At 65.6% G+C, this 15,439-nt stretch carries 12 protein-coding genes and 1 pseudogene; 2 read left to right on the forward strand and 11 right to left on the reverse strand.

What is annotated here, in order from left to right:
- Positions 1–267: pseudogene (locus BOO71_RS29325) on the reverse strand (IS1 family transposase); the annotation flags it as partial.
- A gap of 39 nt (positions 268–306) precedes the next feature.
- Here BOO71_RS29325 and BOO71_RS14000 point away from each other — a divergent pair.
- Positions 307–1,161 carry an AlbA family DNA-binding domain-containing protein gene (locus BOO71_RS14000; RefSeq protein WP_139322947.1) on the forward strand — a complete coding sequence of 285 codons (855 nt, stop codon included), beginning with the start codon at positions 307–309 and terminating at the stop codon, positions 1,159–1,161.
- Positions 1,162–1,260: 99 nt separating this feature from the next.
- Here BOO71_RS14000 and BOO71_RS14005 read toward each other — a convergent pair whose 3' ends face one another.
- The 8 genes from BOO71_RS14005 to BOO71_RS14040 all read right to left on the reverse strand — a co-directional run bounded on the left by BOO71_RS14005 (position 1,261) and on the right by BOO71_RS14040 (position 9,675).
- Entirely contained in the window at positions 1,261–1,803 is a 543-nt protein-coding gene (locus BOO71_RS14005; RefSeq protein WP_075833423.1) for a hypothetical protein, read from the reverse strand.
- A gap of 8 nt (positions 1,804–1,811) precedes the next feature.
- On the reverse strand, positions 1,812–2,729 hold the full coding sequence (locus BOO71_RS14010; protein WP_075833425.1) for a phage NrS-1 polymerase family protein: 918 nt from the start codon (positions 2,727–2,729) through the stop codon (positions 1,812–1,814).
- Positions 2,726–3,979: a hypothetical protein gene (locus BOO71_RS14015; protein WP_075833427.1), complete on the reverse strand. Its 1,254-nt coding sequence runs from the start codon at positions 3,977–3,979 to the stop codon at positions 2,726–2,728. The genes BOO71_RS14010 and BOO71_RS14015 overlap by 4 nt, the downstream gene beginning before the upstream one ends.
- A 205-nt stretch (positions 3,980–4,184) precedes the next feature.
- Positions 4,185–6,350, reverse strand: coding sequence for a hypothetical protein (locus BOO71_RS14020; protein ID WP_075833429.1), 2,166 nt, complete (start codon positions 6,348–6,350; stop codon positions 4,185–4,187).
- Between the two features lie 394 nt (positions 6,351–6,744).
- Positions 6,745–7,131: a hypothetical protein gene (locus BOO71_RS14025; protein WP_075833431.1), complete on the reverse strand. Its 387-nt coding sequence runs from the start codon at positions 7,129–7,131 to the stop codon at positions 6,745–6,747.
- Positions 7,131–8,744, reverse strand: a complete 1,614-nt coding sequence (locus BOO71_RS14030) for a type IV secretory system conjugative DNA transfer family protein (RefSeq protein WP_075833433.1) — start codon at positions 8,742–8,744, stop codon at positions 7,131–7,133. Before BOO71_RS14030 ends, BOO71_RS14025 begins: the two co-directional genes overlap by 1 nt.
- Positions 8,741–9,271, reverse strand: coding sequence for a hypothetical protein (locus tag BOO71_RS14035; protein ID WP_075833436.1), 531 nt, complete (start codon positions 9,269–9,271; stop codon positions 8,741–8,743). The genes BOO71_RS14030 and BOO71_RS14035 overlap by 4 nt, the downstream gene beginning before the upstream one ends.
- Entirely contained in the window at positions 9,268–9,675 is a 408-nt protein-coding gene (locus tag BOO71_RS14040; protein ID WP_075833437.1) for a hypothetical protein, read from the reverse strand. Before BOO71_RS14040 ends, BOO71_RS14035 begins: the two co-directional genes overlap by 4 nt.
- A 549-nt stretch (positions 9,676–10,224) precedes the next feature.
- On the opposite strand from BOO71_RS14040, the gene BOO71_RS14045 reads away from it, so the two are divergent.
- A complete protein-coding gene (locus BOO71_RS14045) occupies positions 10,225–10,614 on the forward strand; it encodes a hypothetical protein (protein WP_139322948.1) in 390 nt (129 codons plus the stop codon).
- A gap of 273 nt (positions 10,615–10,887) precedes the next feature.
- Here the strand turns inward: BOO71_RS14045 and solA are convergent, their stop codons facing one another.
- Both solA and BOO71_RS14055 read right to left on the reverse strand, forming a co-directional pair.
- The gene (solA, locus tag BOO71_RS14050; protein ID WP_075833442.1) at positions 10,888–12,033 is read right to left on the reverse strand and encodes an N-methyl-L-tryptophan oxidase; all 1,146 of its coding nucleotides are present in this window, start codon (positions 12,031–12,033) and stop codon (positions 10,888–10,890) included.
- A 193-nt stretch (positions 12,034–12,226) separates the two neighbouring features.
- Entirely contained in the window at positions 12,227–15,223 is a 2,997-nt protein-coding gene (locus BOO71_RS14055) for a PAS domain S-box protein (protein WP_075833444.1), read from the reverse strand.
- Positions 15,224–15,439: the final 216 nt, after the last annotated feature.

Genomic DNA, 15,439 nt, shown 5'->3' on the forward strand with positions numbered 1-15,439 from the left:
GAGTTCAGCGGTCTGCTTGAAGCTGTTCCCGCGCGTCACGTGCTCCACGATGCTCTCCACCCGCTCCCAGGGGAGTTTCACGTTCCACAGGGCAGTGCCTTTGAGTTCACTAAATTCCCGGGTGCAGGTCGAGCAGCGGAGCAACCGGCGTGGCCCCGAGCGCGTGTTGTACCACTTGCGGTGACGAATATTCCCGAGACCTGACTGTCCAGCGGCTGGACAGGCGGGGTTAAGGCAGCGGAAACTGTCGAGTGAGGGTGATTGCATACGTCCGGGGATACGCCCCGGACGCCCCTCATGTCAGGCATGTCGGTTATGATTCCAGCCTTCTACCCCATTCCCCGCCTCACCGCCACTTCTCCCGACTTCCAACCCATCGTTCAGGCGGCGGCGCGGCTGATCTGCACCGCGCCGGAATTTGAGGCACTGGCCCAGGCAGCGGGCCTGCGCGGCGTGGTGGACGGCGTGACCGACGAGGCGGGCCGGGCCGCCCTGCGCGCCGAACTCGACGGGCGCGTGGCCCACCTGTACGGCCTGAGCGAATCCGAATTCACCCACATCCTGGGCACTTTCCCGCTGGTGGCTCAGGAGGTCAAGGACGCGGCGCTGGCGTCTTTCCGTGACCTCGCCCCCCCGGAAGGGGACCCGGAACTGGTGCGGTTGGTGGCGGGCGGCGAAACAGACCGTGTGGAGTTCAAGTCGTCCATGCGCGTGCCGGTAGACGGCAGCCCGCCCAGCAAGGAACTGACGGCAGCGCTGGAAGGGGTGATCGTCAAGGAGGTGGCCGCCTTCCTGAACGCCCAGGGCGGCACGCTGCTGATCGGCGTGAACGACGCCGGACGCGGCCTGGGCCTGGCCCCCGACTACGCTTCCTCGGGCAAGATCGGGGACCGGGACGGTTTTGAACGGCATCTGCGCGGGGTGGTGGGAACGGCGCTGGGGCAAACGGTGGCGGCGGCGCTGGCCGTGTCCTTCCCGGCGCTGGACGGCCACGAAATCTGCCGCGTGGAAATTCCGGCGGGCACAGAAGAAACGTTCGTGTCGGTCACGGAGAAAAATGGTCAGAAACGCGAAGCCCTGTATGTCCGCATGGGCAACAAGGCCGAGGAAATTCTCAGCGGGCGCGATCAGCTCAAATATGTCCGCTCCCGCTGGGCTTAAAGGTCTGCGGCCTCGCGGAATGCACGGCGCGGTTGAAGCTGCCCAGACCGTTGACGCAACGTGACCTGATCTGGACAGAGGCCCGCGCCCCACACCAGGTCACGCCAGGCGAATTTTCAGCCACCAGCCGGTGTCGGTCTGCTCCACCTGAACCCAGGCCAGGGTCAGTGGACCGGCGGCAAGCTGTGGCAGGAGTCTGGGATCAAGCTGGGTCCTCATCGGGGCGACCAGACCCTGGAGTTGAACCTGCTGCGCCGACACAGCCATGCACCAGCCACGTCCGGCGATCTCCACTTCAAATGTTTGCCAGACGTCCTCGTAGGCGCGCGGCTGGCCGGCGTCGCGCACCTCCTGGTGGATCAGCCGCCGCCGCTCGCGGATGGTCTCGGTCAGCACGCAGAGGGGAATGTCGGCGTAACGCGTCATGCGCCTCAGAGCCTGGGCCTCGTCAGCACTGCGGCACGAGACCGCCGGTTCGCCGCGTGCGAATTCAGCCAGCGTGACCTTGGGGGCCATCACGCCGGTGGCCTGGGCCTGACACCAACTGCGAATGTCGCGCAGGCGTTCGGCCACCGAGTCCAGGTCAGCGGCCTGCTCGGCAGTGGGAAAGATGGGGGCGGAGATGGTCTTGGAGTTATTCATGGAGAGCCTCAAAGTGTGGGGGGAGGAAGGGTTGGGCCGCCGCAGGCGACGGCGCGGCGGACGGTGAGCTGGCCATAGGTCAGGGCTAGTGGCCCGGTGCGGGCGAGGCGGTGCCAGTTTTCTGGCCGGCGTTGATACAGCGCAGAGGCCCGAAACGCGGCGTCAATGGCGTCCACGTCAGGACCAATGAGGAAATAGAGGTGGCGGCACAGCGCGAAATCAGATTCGCTGGCCGAGCGGTGGCGGCTGAGGTCGCCGGTCCAGAGTGCAAAAAATCGCTCAGCGTTGCGAAAACGGGCGGCCACCTGGAGCAGGTCTGCAATCTCCGGCGGTGACCGCGAGGTCCGGGCAGGGACTGGGAGGGTCCGGCGCGGTGGGCCAGGCTGTGCCCAGACCCGCGTCAGCGTTGCACTGGACGAAAGTTCGCGGGCATGGCCTGGCCACGTGTCACCGGTGACGGTTACCAGGCCAGTGCGCAGCAGTTCGAGGCGTCCCGCGCGCTGGTTGCCCGCGTTCAACGTCGGCCCGGCCCACGCCAGCAGGTGCAAGCCCCTGCCCGAGGGCGATTTCTCGGCGTACCCGGGCAATTCGGCCAGCAGCCCAGCGGCTAACGCGTCTGGCACGCCGTCGAGATCCAGGCAGTCGTCGAGGTCCAGGCAAGCGACACCGTCACCAAGCGCAAAACCGACGCCGTCGCCCATGCCAGCCAGAAAATCTGAGCGCACCTCTGCCCAGGACCGCCAGGCACGTGAGTCGGTGGCAGCGTGCGGGATCAACATGCCCCCACGGCCAACACTCACCGGAACCTTGCCCAGCTTTCCGTTGGCGCGGTGCCGGCGCTGCCACAGCCACCAGCGCGGCCGATCAAGCAACGGCCAGTGGGCTTCCACACGGGCGATCAAGGCGTCTTGACTAACCGCGCTCACCGCAGCGCCGCCTGGCCAAGCCGATACAGATTTTCGGCGGCGTTGTCGTCGCGGTCGAGATTTCCGGCACCACAGGCACGGCAACGGCCCTGGCGGCCCTCGAAATGCATGGCGCGCGGCACCTGGCAGACCGAACACGTCCGCGTTGCGCCAGCCTGGGCCGGGATCACCGCCAGGCGGCGGCTCAGGCCAGCCAGGGCGATGATGTAGCGGTGTTGGATCAGCGCCCCGCTCCAGTCGAGCCATGCCAGGTAGTCAGGTCCAGTTCGGGAAAAACCGGCGAGGTCAAGGCCTTCAACCGCCAGCTCAGGGTGGGCCATCAGGTACTGGAAAGCCTCTGCTTGCACCGGACGCAGATGATGTCCAACCAGCAGCGCCTGTCGTTGGAGTTTGGCCAGCCCTGGCTGCCAGGACCGCCGCAGGGTCCCTGGGGGCGCGGCGGGCAGTGGTGGGCGCCACTGGCCCAGCATGGGGTTGTCGAAATGGGTCAGCCCGCGCCGGCTGCGTGTGGTCCAGAGCCGACGCAGCCCGGGGTCAGCGGCGACGAGTCCAGTCAAGCGCGGCGCAGCGATGTCATCGACACGGAACGTCCAGATCAAGCGTGGCTGAGGGCCGGCAGGTCCTGGCGCCCAGCGGAGGCGGGTGCTCTCCTGCAAGGTCAGCTTGATCAAAGGACAAACGGGCACAGGTGCCGCCCGCGCCAACCCATCCAGGCTGATCCAGCGGGCCAGGTGGGTCAGCAACTGCGCGTCCGCCGTGCTGTTTCCAGCCACTGCTGCCTGCTTTAGCGTGTTCTGTTGAAGGTCCAGCCGCCCAAAAAAATCACCGCGCCAGTCGGCGACGGCTCTGTGCGCGGCGCTGGGCAACAGAAACAGTGGTGCGGCCACTGGCGTCTCGAGACCGCCCAACTCGGCGGCGAAATCGCACACCGGCCTCGCAGAAATCCGCAGGGCCTGGTCCTCAGGCAGCTCAGCCGGGACTGGTCCAACCCGCGCCACTCGGTTAAACACGGCCACCAGGTCATCCAGCGTCGCGCTGCACAGGTCTCTGGTCCAGCCGGCGCGCCGGGCCAGGGTCCGGACCCTGGCCCGGCTCAGGGCGGGTTCATTGTGGTGGCCTGGCGCGGCCCGGGCATGCTGTTCGGCGAGGCTGCGCCACACGGCGCACGCCATCTGCCGCTGCTGTTCGAGTTGACTGCGCTGTGCAGCGTCGGGATACAACTCGTGTTCGATGTTGATGGTTTCTGGCATTCAGGGAAGTCCTTTCGCGAAGCCAAGTGGTCTTCACGTCGTGTCAGAGTGTTTTTTCCACTCTCTGACTCCCCTCCTCTTTCCACTGGTCACGGGTGCTTTCCTCCACTCTTTTCATGGCCACCCAGCAACGTTTCTGCTGTGTTGTTGCCTCCCCTCCCCTGTGTCCATTTTTTCCTTCTTCCCCATCTGACCTACGCCACCTTCACTTGTCAGGGGTCTTCCGTTGCCGCGCCGGAAGAAACAGCCAGGCCAGGCAGCAGGCTCTGTATCGCCCTGGAGGCCGCGGTCTCGTCCGGCGCCCAGACGGTGGCCGGCGTCGGCTGCAATATCTTGACCTGCCAGCGTGACCAGCCCAGCCCCCTGCGTCCAGCACCTCTTCCACGGGCCGCCGGGACCGGTCACCACAGGCATCCACCAGCCCCTGCCAGACCACCCCGCGCCGCGCCGGAAAAGTACCAGACAGCGCGTTCCAACGTCCCCGCCAGGTGCTCAGCGCAGACAGGGCGGGAACCTTGCCCAGCGCCAGCAACGCCCTGGTTGCCGTGAGCAACTGCGCGCGGTGGGCCGCCCCCCGGGCGCGCGGCACGACGAGGCCCAGCGCCTCCAGCGCGATCAGGGCCACACCACCGCAGGACTGCTCCAGATCACGCGCAACGTCGGCCAGCACCGACCCGAACATAGGGTTTGGACTGCCCGGCGTCACCGGTACTGCCGGCGCGTACAGCTCCAGTGCCAAGTCGCCGCCCCAGTGCATGCAGGCGGTGGGCTGGGTGTGATCCTGAGCATTGCAGGTGGCGCGCGCGTGTTCGGGGCACAGCGCGCAGGGCAAGGCGTGCAGAATCGCGCGCGGGGCCGACGTCGGAGCAAACTGGAGTTGACGCCCACGGTGCAGCATCTGCAATAGTTCTGAGCGCTCGTGGTGGGCCATCAGGGCGGTCCGCGCCGCCTGATCCGTCTCCAGTGGAAACAACGCCGTCAGGCTGCATTCGCGGACGACAGCGGGTAGGTGCGGCAGGGTCAGGGCGCGCGTGTCCTGGCCCACGAACGTGTTGTTGCCGCGTCCGCTGTACCAGTGAGCCAGCCCAGGCAGCGCGGCAGACACACTGGTGAGATCCGCCGCCGTCGATAACGCCTGCTGGACAGCTTTGTGGGCACCCCGCGGGGCGAGCAGCACCTGCCCTCCCAGAGACCGCGCCGCATGTGCCAGGATCTCGCGTGCCACCAGGACAGCTTTGCGCGGCTGGGACCGCGCGGAGTCCAGAGAGAGCTGCGGGGCCAGTTGGACCCGCAACGGACGGCGCGCGCCGACATCGAGAATTCGGCAGTCCGAGCCGAAAATGGCGCGGTACTGGGTCTCAGAGGCATACGCGTCCAGGACGACGATGGGGCGATCAACTAACGTGGGCTGCAAGATGTCGAAGGCCAAAACCTTGGGGTAGGTTGACGTGAAATCGCCCTTCCACACCAGTCCACAGCGCCGGCGACACTGTCCTTCCCCGGCGGTCACGAGATCATCAAGCAAGGCGTCCACCAGCAAATCGGCGAGCCGCTCGCGGGTGGTCAGGCTGACCTCCTCGCCGCGGAGCCGGGGAAACAGGTGTCCGGCGATGGCCGCGCGCAGTGCCGTGTCGGCGGCAGGCTGCTCCACCAGAATTTGCAGGGCCGGACCAATCAGCGCCCAGAAGCCAGAGCCGCGCAGCATGCACCGCGCGATGCGCTGACTGGGCCAGGCGGCGGCGAAGGCGTGGACGCTCTTCAGGTGTCGCCTCAGCTCCAGCGGCCAGCCCCGGGCTAGTGCGGCCAGCATGTCGACGGCGACCTGTTGCTGAACGCACGTAGCATGTGGCCGGAGCACTTCAGCCAGATTCGCCAGCGGCAGACCACGCAACTGGCCCTGTCCAATGGTGATGCCGACGTGCAGCGACAGCGCGCTCAGCGGGTCCTCGTCGATAACAACGCCGCTGGCCTCGCGCAGGTTACCCAACGCGCCGCGCAGTCCAGGCTGGAGCAGCAGGGGCAGATGCGCATGGCTGACCACGGCCACCGGGCGGTCCCAGGTGAACTGCTGGTGGTACGCGTCGTCGTCGAGATGGGCGTGGCCAAGCACGATCTGAGTCACGTTCTGGCCCGCCGCCGCCATGAAGCCTTGGGCGGTCTGCTCGGCCAGGGGAGGTGCCGCCCCCACCTGCCCGCTACCAACGGTCTCGCGCACCGCCCAGAGCGTCCGTTCCGGTAGACGCGCCACCGCCGCCGCGATGGCCCCCGATGTCTTGCCGCCGCCAGGTACCGCGCGGATCACCGTGACCCCCGGCCCTCCGGCCAGCGCCGCCCCCACCACCATCTCCACTTCCTCCCTGATCCCGGTCATGGCTCGCCACGCTAGCAGTAGGGGGTCTGAACAGAACTTTTCTGCTGTCCTGGTGCGGCTCCAGATCACTTTTAAGTGACTCTCCCCGATGCAGAGCAATGCTGAAGCTCAAGAGAGGTGGTGACAGCTGTGAAGCCGGGGCCAGAAGTTTCTGCACCCAGGTGGGGTGGGTGCAGAAAAGATAGAAGAAAGGCGACGTCATGGAATCTGCCAGGGGCGGAGCAGAAACCACGCTTAAGCTGTCCTGAACAGCTAATGGCCAGGACAGAGCGCCATGATGCGGTTCAGCGTGAGCTTGGCCGGGATGCTCGGCCCACCGCCCACAGCGCCGTTGTTGGCCGCAGGGCCGAGATCAAGACGTCCAGTCCGCCCTGACCCAGGCTGTCCTGCGCGCTCACTTGCGCCGGACAGCCTGCCGGAGTTGCTTGCCAGGCGAGTCATCGGACAGCGCTGAAGAGCGCTCCAGGGTAAGCAGCAGTCCCACCATCAGCGCGCCGGCCAGGCCCAGGGCCAGCCACTCGGGCGGCGTCACCTGAAGCGTGAGGCGCTCCGTGCGGCGCAGCAGAACCTCGGTACACCCAGGCCGCAACAGGCAGCGCCCCAGCAGTTCGGGATGGGCGTCCGGGACCGTGCCCAGGGCGGTAGACCAGCCTTTCTGCTCCATCCGGGCGGCGAACACATCGAGTTGTGCCCACCAGCGGTGCACCACACAGGTCCAGGCCCACCAACCCGCCCGCAGCACAGCGCACACGAACAGCGTCCGGCCCAGCACCAGCCGCATCAGTCGTCTTCCGGCGAAAAGTAGACGAAGCCGGCGGGTGTTGGGGCCTGAGGTGCAGATTCAGGTTCTTTTCGAAGAGGAGCACAAAGGGGGCCACCGGTCCTGATGGCCTTGACCGGTGGGGCGGACAGCTTCGCGCGCGCCTTGAAGAGCGGCTCGCTGAACCAGCGCAGCCGGGCGGCCACGATGGCCGGGCGGGCGCGGTCGATCACCACGACGTTGTCGCCGTGCATCCGGCGCAGCTCGCCCGGCCCGATCAGCGGCTGCTCGCGTGGCGTGGCGCTCTGGGTCTCGGTGGTACCCCGACGGCTGGCCAGGCCCACAGGGCGCGACGTGGAGCGGGACCGCTGTTCCAGCGCGGTGCTGCCGGCCAGCAGGCTCACGTGACGCTGCGTTTCTGGAGCGCTGGTGGGGTAAAAAATCTGGGTCAGGCAGTTGGCCATCAGCGCGTCGGCACCGTGAACTCCGTAGACCGCGTTGAGTTGCGACAACGCCTGGACGTAGATCAGCGCCGAAATGCCCCGGCCCGCCACCGTCGCCAGGGTGTCCGGCAAGCCAGGGACAGGCAGCACGCCAGTCTCGTCCAGGCCAAGCAAAAGGGGGATCAGCGGGGTCTCCGGCTGGGCGTCGGCAGCGGCGATGCGGGCCTGAATCAGCGTCCAGGTGATCAGCCGCAAAAGAGGGCCGAGCGTCGGTGCGAGATCTTCGGGGCAGCGCAGGTAGACCGTCGTCGGTCCGGCCCACAGGTCCTGCGGCGCGAGTGGCCGCGCGCCAGCGGTGTCGGTCATGCGCAGCACGCCGTCAACGAGCATCGGCTGCAACCGGGTGGTGAGGGTGCTCCAGGCCTGCCGGGCCAGCGAGCGCGCGTCGTCGGGGTTGGTGCCGGCCGCCGGGGCCTTATCGTCCGCAGTTTCGGCGCTCCTGCCGAGGTAGAGCGTCACGTTGTCCTGAACGACGGCGTCGTCGATGGTCCGGAGTAGCTCGACGGTCCCCTGCATGCCACGGCCCCGCACGCACTCGGCGACAAAGCCAAACGTCGGCTGCCCCAGCACGTGGGCCGCGCGGAACATGGCCACCAGGATGGGTACGGCCGCCGAGGCGAAAATACTGTTGTTGCCGTCTTTTTCTGGCGTGAGCAGGATGGTGGCCGCCGCGCTCAGACCCTGCTCGCTCGTCGCCAGGTGGTTGATGGGATCGTACGGCGTTCCGTTGCCGCGCGGATCCAAAACCACCACGCGGCCGAAACTCGAACGCCAGCCCGCCGTCGTGCGGTAAAACTCCCCCTTCAGGTCGGTCACGATGGCCGAGCCGCGCCAGTCGAGCAGGTTGGCGATCAGGTGAAGGCCTTTACCCGAACGGCTCGGACCGACGATCAGCATGTGGCCCAGTTCCGGCGGAGCGCGCAGACCCAGGTGACGCCCGTCTGGCGCGGTGGCGATGAGCAGACGCTGCCCGGTGTTGGGGTCCTGGAGCCGGACGCGCAGGTCGCGCGTTTCATCAGGTGAGGCAAAGCCCGCGTTGGCCAGTGCAAGCTGAGGCCGTCCCCAGCCTGCGCGCAGAAGCTGGATGCCTGTAGCCAGCAGTCCTGCGGTGATCAGATCCAGCCAGCTCACCGCTCCCACTCTCCGGTGCGGGCGAGCGCGCGCAAGCGCTCAGGCTGCCGCTGATCCGGCTCCTGGACAGCGTCGAGATCAAGCGCTCGTGCCCAGTCGGCGTGCCGTTCCCAGCTAAGGTCAGCCACCTCGCGCAGGGTATAAAGGTCCGCGCGGGTCAGGCGACGCTCGGTGGCGGCGACGATGTGGACGTGGTCGTGCCGGGCGTGGTTGCGGTGTTCGACGGCCAACCACGGGACCTCGGCCCCCTGAGACTCTGCGACGGCCGCCATCACGTCGCGCGTCCAGTCGCGCTGATCCACCTCTTGCTGGCCAGCGCCGGCGTTGAGCATCAGGCGGTAGTGGTCTCCTCTTGCCGCATCCAACTGCGCGCGGATGCTGGCGACGTCCAGCCCGTCAGGGCAGAACACCGCACGCTCAACGCGCTGGCCGTCCCGGTCCGGACGCAGAACCGCGTAGCGCAGGGCGGCCCGCGAGGCCGCAGGGCCGCCGGCGCCGGTGGTGAACCGCGCGCGTACGATGGTCACTGTGCGTCCTCGATTCCGAGCAGATCTTTGACGGCGGCGCTGGGGGTGCGCAGGCGCTCGCGGGTCTCGTCCGCCGCCTTCCTGTTGACCGCCTGGGCCACCTCGGGGCCAGCCTGCTGCGCGATCTGGTTGAGGTGCAGGAGACGCGACGTGCCCGCTTCCATCGCCGCCTGGACGATGAGCTTTGCTAGGCGATCAGACATCACCCCGACTTCTCGCTTGACGGCGCGCTCGATGCGGGCGCCGGCAAGGTCCAGGACAAGCTCATCGCTGCGCTGTGCGACGCCGCGGGCGAGCAGGGTGGAACCGTACTCGCTGAGGGTCAGGTCTTCGACAGCCGCCAGATTTTTCAGGCGCTGGGCAGCATCTTCTTCGACCCAGATGGTCAGTTTTTGCTTGGGCATGAGAGCGCACCTCCGTGAGCGCTAAGACCAGCATCGCAGCGCTCGACGGATGATGTGCAGAAAATGAGTGGGGGACACTTCCGGGCCATCGTCGCGTCTCGCATCAGCTCCAGCGCTCTTATCTTGCCGATAAATGACCGCGTTGCAGAAGGCCAGGGCAGAAGTGATCCCTGAAAAACAGCGGTGGGCAACTAGTGGTGGGGTCTGGGGCCAAGAGCGAATAATCGGACCCAAAGCTCTCTCCACCCTCCAAGCAGGGACAGTTGTGCAGAGGACCGCGCCACTGTGTTTTGTAGGGCACTGAATACAGGCAACAGAAGGCGGACTAGACCTCGTCGCGCCTTTGTCCACGGCACAGCGCCATATCCACTAGGTCAGCAGCGGCTGTTTGCGGGGCTGAATCGGGGACTCCACAGTCGGCATCACCTCTCCCTGTCACACCAGAATCTGATGTTACCGTGGCGACTTGAGGGACCTGTGCTTCACGTGCAGGAAGTCGGAAGAACGACGCCCAGCATCGGAAAAAACCACAAATAGAGGGGTATTAACGTGCAACCTGAAATGAAATTGAACTTTCGCTGCGCCGGCTGCGGCAAACAGACCACTGTGATTCACCACGTCAGTGCTGTTGGCACCGTCTGCACCGGCTGCCACCGCCGCTTTGGCCTGCTTGGACGCGTCGTCGATTTCGCCGAGCTTCTGGTCAGCTATCCGGCCGACGAGCAGAGCGTGTACCGGTTCCGCTGCGCCATCCGCGTTCTGCAACGCCTCGGCCAGCCGTACAAAGTTCTCGAGATTGAAAATACGCGCCAGTTGGAAGTGACCGACGACCCCCACCGCCGCAAACTGGTCCTGGAAAACTATCTCCGCCAGGAACAGGCCATCCGCAACCTGCTCAGGGAACACGAACACGTTGTCCTGCGTCCCCAGGGAAACTAAATCCGCTCTGATCACTGCGCTTCAGCCTAGGCCGGGTTCTTCCTCACGGTGAAGAGGTCGCTGAAAAGACCAGGCCGACTGCGGAAGATGGCTGGCCTGGACTGTGGGCATGCCGCCCACCTTGCCCACGCTGAGCGCCGAAGCCCGGCACGGGTTGGGGCAACTGAACGCCGCCGCCAGAAGCTGATTGAGGTGATGGGGTGGCGTCATGCAGACACGGCGACACCCTTCTGCTCGACGGCCTTTTCAAAGGTCTGAGGAAGACAGTCAGGATCAGCCCAAAGAAGCGAAGGGCAACGCAGCCTCAGCCAGCCCGAAGCGCCGGGTCAGCAGCGGGTGACGCTGCCCAGCCGCCCAGTCCGCGATGATCTCGCCGTGGACCGGCAGGAACTTGAAGCCCACACCCGAACACGCCGACACCAGCAGCACCCGCGCCGAGTCGGGATGGGTGTCGTAGATGAAATCCCCGGAGCGGGTGGTGGTGTACAGGCAGGTCTTAACTTGCATGACCGGCCCCGCCGCGCCGGGCAGGTGGTCTTCGAGAAAGGCCCGCATCATCTCGGTGAGTTCGGGCTGGGGCAGGCCATCACGGGTGTCCGGGTCCACCTGCGGGCCGCTGGTATGCAGGCCGATCTTGACGCCGGGCAGGTGAAACAGGGGAAACCCGTAAGCCTCGGGCATCTGATGGTGGATGAACAGCGGAAAACGGCCCAGCGCGAACGCCTCCGGCTGCGTCGGGCGGAAGAAGACCACCTGCTCCTGCGTCACCCGAAGCGACGGGGCCAGCTCAGGCACCAGCCCCGGCAGCCAGGCGCCGGCGGCCACCACCAGCCGCCCGGCACTGAAGCTCCCATGCGCGGTGTGAACAGTGGGCGCGGCGGCATCGCTCAGGTCAACGCCCAGCACGGGCGTCCGGTCCAGCAGCGTCGCCCCCAGCACCCGCGCCATGGCGGTGAGCAGTTCCAGGGTCAGGCTGGGATTGAGGATGCCGGCCTCCGGGCTGTACACCGCCTGCCAGTCGTCGCCGGGCCGCCACTGTGGATAACGCCGGGCCAGCGCGGGGGCGTCAAAAACCTCGAAGTCTTGCCCGCCCTCGCGCAAGTGGGTCTGGATCTCCGCCAGCATGGGGGTGTAGGCGTCCCCCAGATCGAGCAAGCCCGCAGGCCAGTACAGTTGGGTGGCGTACTCGGTCTGAAACTGCTTCCAGAGGGTGAGGGCGCGGGCCGCCATGGGGGCGTACTCACGCACGGTTTGCGACAAACGGAAAATGCGCGACGGCCCGGCGCTGCTGCCGCGCTCGTGGCCGAACTCGAACTGTTCGAGCAACAGCACCTGTTGACCGCGCCGCGCCAGCTCGTGCGCCCCGGCGATTCCGGCCATTCCCCCGCCGACGATGATGGTGTCGTAGCTGGTCTTCACGCGTTCAGGTCTCCTTCACAGGCGGTCCACAGGGATGTTCAGCGGGTGCGGCACGGCAAGAAAGTGCAGAGCGACGTTCAGAAACAGGAAGTCGATCAATCTGATCGTAACGCACCGCGCCGACGGCGGAGGCGTGACTGATCCTGGTAGGCCACCCCAAACGCCAACCGGGCCATTCCAGCGCTCAGGCGCATCACGGCTTCCTCATCATCTGAATAAAGACGTCCACGACTTCAGGATCGAAGTGCGTTCCAGAGCTGGCCTGAAGGTGGGTCATGGTTTGCTCCCGCGTCCAGGCCTGACGGTAGGGCCGATCACTGGTCAGGGCGTCATACACATCCACCACCGCGAATGCTCTGGCGGCCAGCGGAATGGCATCTGCTGCCAGCCCCACCGGGTAACCGCTGCCATCCCACTTTTCATGATGGTACCGGGGAATATCGAGCGCAGGGCGCAGAAACTCGATGGGTGAGAGGAGGTCCTCTGCATAAGTCGGGTGCTTTTTCATCAGCGTCCATTCCTCGTCGGTCAGCGCCCCCGGCTTGAGCAGCACCGCATCGGGAATGCCCATCTTCCCCATATCGTGAAGCAGCGCGCCCCGGCGCACGTCGATGAGCTGTTCAGGCGTGAAGCCCAGTGCCTGACACAGTTCAACCGTCATCTCGGTGACGCGGCGCGAGTGGCCTTCCGTTTCCCGGTCCCGCAGGTCCATCGCCCTGGCCCAGCCCTCGATGGTCTCGTCATAGGCCGAGCGCAGTTCCAGGTTGCTGCGCTCCAGTTCATTGACGAGCCAGGCGTTGTCGATGGCAATGGCGGCCTGACTCACCAGCGTTTCAAGGGTCGTGGTCCAGTCCAGTGACTGCGGCCAGGCCTGATGGTGCAGCACTTCCACCACACCCACCACCTGCCCCTTGACGACCAGCGGCACGCCGTAATAGGCGGCCAGCTTCTCACGCTGCAAAATGTCCCGCCATGCGGGCAAGACAGCCGCACTGGACAGGTCCGGCAAGGCCAGAGGCTGCCGGGTCAGCGCCACCTGACCGGCCAGGCCCACACCCAGTCTCATCTCCGACCCCTCCAGTCTGGTGGCGTGAAACCCGCGTGTCACGGCGTACTCAAGCGTTTCTCGCTGTGAATCGAGGAGCAGGATGGTGGCCACGTCGGTCCCGAGTTGATTTCGGATGTGGTCCAGAACGAGACCGAGGGTCACGCTGAGATCCGCGCTGGCGGCGATGGACTGGTCAATCTCTCGCAGGCCGGTGACGTGGCGCAGTTGCCGCTGGAGGTCCTCGTTCAGGGTCTGGATCTCGCGCTCAGCCGAACGCAGCGACGTGATGTCATGGGTGATCTTGGAGACGCCGATGACCTGACCCGCAGCGTCCAGAACAGGCGCGATGGTGACCAGAACCAGAACCTGCTGCCCGCTCCTGGTGACCCGCCAGCCTTCAAACGGCGGCACACGCTCACCCTGACTGGCCCGCTCAAGCATTTCGACTTCCTGGGCCTGCAACTCAGCCGGCACCAGAAAGGTCACAGGCTGACCGATGACCTCCTCCGCCGCGTAGCCGTACAGTTTCTCTGCGCCGGGATTCCAGGAGCGGATGGTGCCCTCAAGTGATAGACCGATGATGGCGTTGCGGCTGGCCTGCACAAGGGCCGCCAGAAAAGCCTGATCTTCCTCGGCGGCCCGGCGCTGGGTGATGTCGCGGCCCACACTGTAAATAATCCCGTCGCCCGGCAACACCACCGCCGACCATTCCAGCCAGATCACCCTGCCGTCTTGATGCAGAAGGCGGTTCTGAAAGGTCGTCGTGGCGTGACCGGACCGGATGCGCTGGGCCTCAGCGGCGGTCATGTCGCGGTCAGCCGGATGAATGAAGTCCATGATGGGCTGCCCGATCATCTTTTCAGGCGCGTAGCCCAGCATGCGGTGGGAGGCGGCGCTCACTGCGGCAAAGCAGTTGTCTGACCCGATGGAGGTGATCAGGTCAAGGGACAGGTCAAGCGTGTGCTGCAAGGCGACAGCGTTGTGCTGGGCGCGCTGCTCGCTGGCTTCGAGCTGTTGCCGGGCCTGTTTTTCCTGGGTGATATCGCGAACGAAACCGATCACGCAGGTCTCGCCCGCCACCTCCGTCGGGATCGTCGACAAGACGCCGCAGCTCTCATCGCCAGCCCTGTTCCGAAAAGCGACCTCGCGGCTGTGAATCTGGAGGTTGTCGTCGACCATGTTCCAGAACGTCTGACGTTCCGCTCGATCATTCCAGAACCCGAGGTCCTGAGACGAGCGCCCAAGGATCTCGTCGCGGGCGTAGCCACTCTGCCGCAGGAACTCGTCGTTGACCTCAATGAACCGCCGGTCTCTTTGCCGGGTGATGAAGATGGCCACCGGACTCGTCTGGAAGACCCTGGAAAAGCGCTCCTCACTGGCCTGACGCTCCCGTTGCGCCTGCTGACTCTCGGTGACGTCCCGGGTAAACAGCGACATTCCATCGTCGCCTGGATAGCCCGTGAGTTCGATCCAGCGCTCAAGCGCCGGCAGGTAACTGACCGCGCTCTGAGGAATGCCCGACGCTGCCGCCTGCTGGATGGCCTGACCGATCCCGAGACCACTGTATTCGGGAAACAGGGTGAAGAGGTTCTGGCCCACGAAGTCCTCGGGCCGCCTGTTTGAGATCCTCGCCGCTGCCGGGTTGACATAGGTGACATTCCAGTTCGGGTCCAGGGACAGAAAACCGTCGGTCATCCGGCCCAGGGTGGCGGTCATCTGTTCACGGGCCAGGGCTTCAGCCTGCCGCGCCTTTTCAAGGAGCGTGGCATCGGTCTGAAAGCCCAGATGGTGGGTTAAATTTCCCGCTGCGTCGTACAGGGGACTGATGGTCAGTTCGTTTAAAAACCTCGTTCCATCTTTGCGGTAATTCCGCAGAACCGTGGTGAGGCCCTGGCCCGCTGCCAGCGCAGTCCTGATCTCACGACTGGCCTCCTGATCACGGTCTTTGCCCTGTAGAAACCGGGGATTGCGGCCAATGAGTTCGGCGGCTGGGTAGCCAGTGAGCCGTTCAAAGGCCGGGTTGACGTAGACCATCGGATAATCAGCCTGCTGCGCGTCGGTGATGATGACCCCGATCACGCAGGCATCGAGCGCATAGCTCAGGAGGCGGGAACCCGGATGAAACGCGTGCTGGGATTCCATATTTCCTCCTCTTCTGGGGTGAGCGGTACGCCCAGATTACAAGACTGGGGGCTGCACGCCTCAGAAGATGAGGATAGATTAATAAGACTGGGCCAAGACGATTCTCTTCGGGCTTGATCCTGACGGCAAAATCGGAATGGCGAAACCGCGAATGACCGTGCCCGCGACAGGCGGCTTGAGGGGGAAGTTCACATAGTCGCAGGACGTTCAGGCCCA

This window comes from Deinococcus marmoris, assembly GCF_001949125.1.
Lineage (GTDB): Bacteria > Deinococcota > Deinococci > Deinococcales > Deinococcaceae > Deinococcus > Deinococcus marmoris_A.

What these genes read in the sequence shown, in the direction of transcription:
- BOO71_RS14000 (WP_139322947.1), top strand. Translation starts at nt 307, where the DNA reads ATGTCGGTTATGATTCCAGCCTTCTACCCCATTCCCCGCCTCACCGCC.
- BOO71_RS14005 (WP_075833423.1), bottom strand. Translation starts at nt 1,803, where the DNA reads ATGAATAACTCCAAGACCATCTCCGCCCCCATCTTTCCCACTGCCGAG.
- BOO71_RS14015 (WP_075833427.1), bottom strand. Translation starts at nt 3,979, where the DNA reads ATGCCAGAAACCATCAACATCGAACACGAGTTGTATCCCGACGCTGCA.
- BOO71_RS14020 (WP_075833429.1), bottom strand. Translation starts at nt 6,350, where the DNA reads ATGACCGGGATCAGGGAGGAAGTGGAGATGGTGGTGGGGGCGGCGCTG.
- BOO71_RS14025 (WP_075833431.1), bottom strand. Translation starts at nt 7,131, where the DNA reads ATGCGGCTGGTGCTGGGCCGGACGCTGTTCGTGTGCGCTGTGCTGCGG.
- BOO71_RS14040 (WP_075833437.1), bottom strand. Translation starts at nt 9,675, where the DNA reads ATGCCCAAGCAAAAACTGACCATCTGGGTCGAAGAAGATGCTGCCCAG.
- BOO71_RS14055 (WP_075833444.1), bottom strand. Translation starts at nt 15,223, where the DNA reads ATGGAATCCCAGCACGCGTTTCATCCGGGTTCCCGCCTCCTGAGCTAT.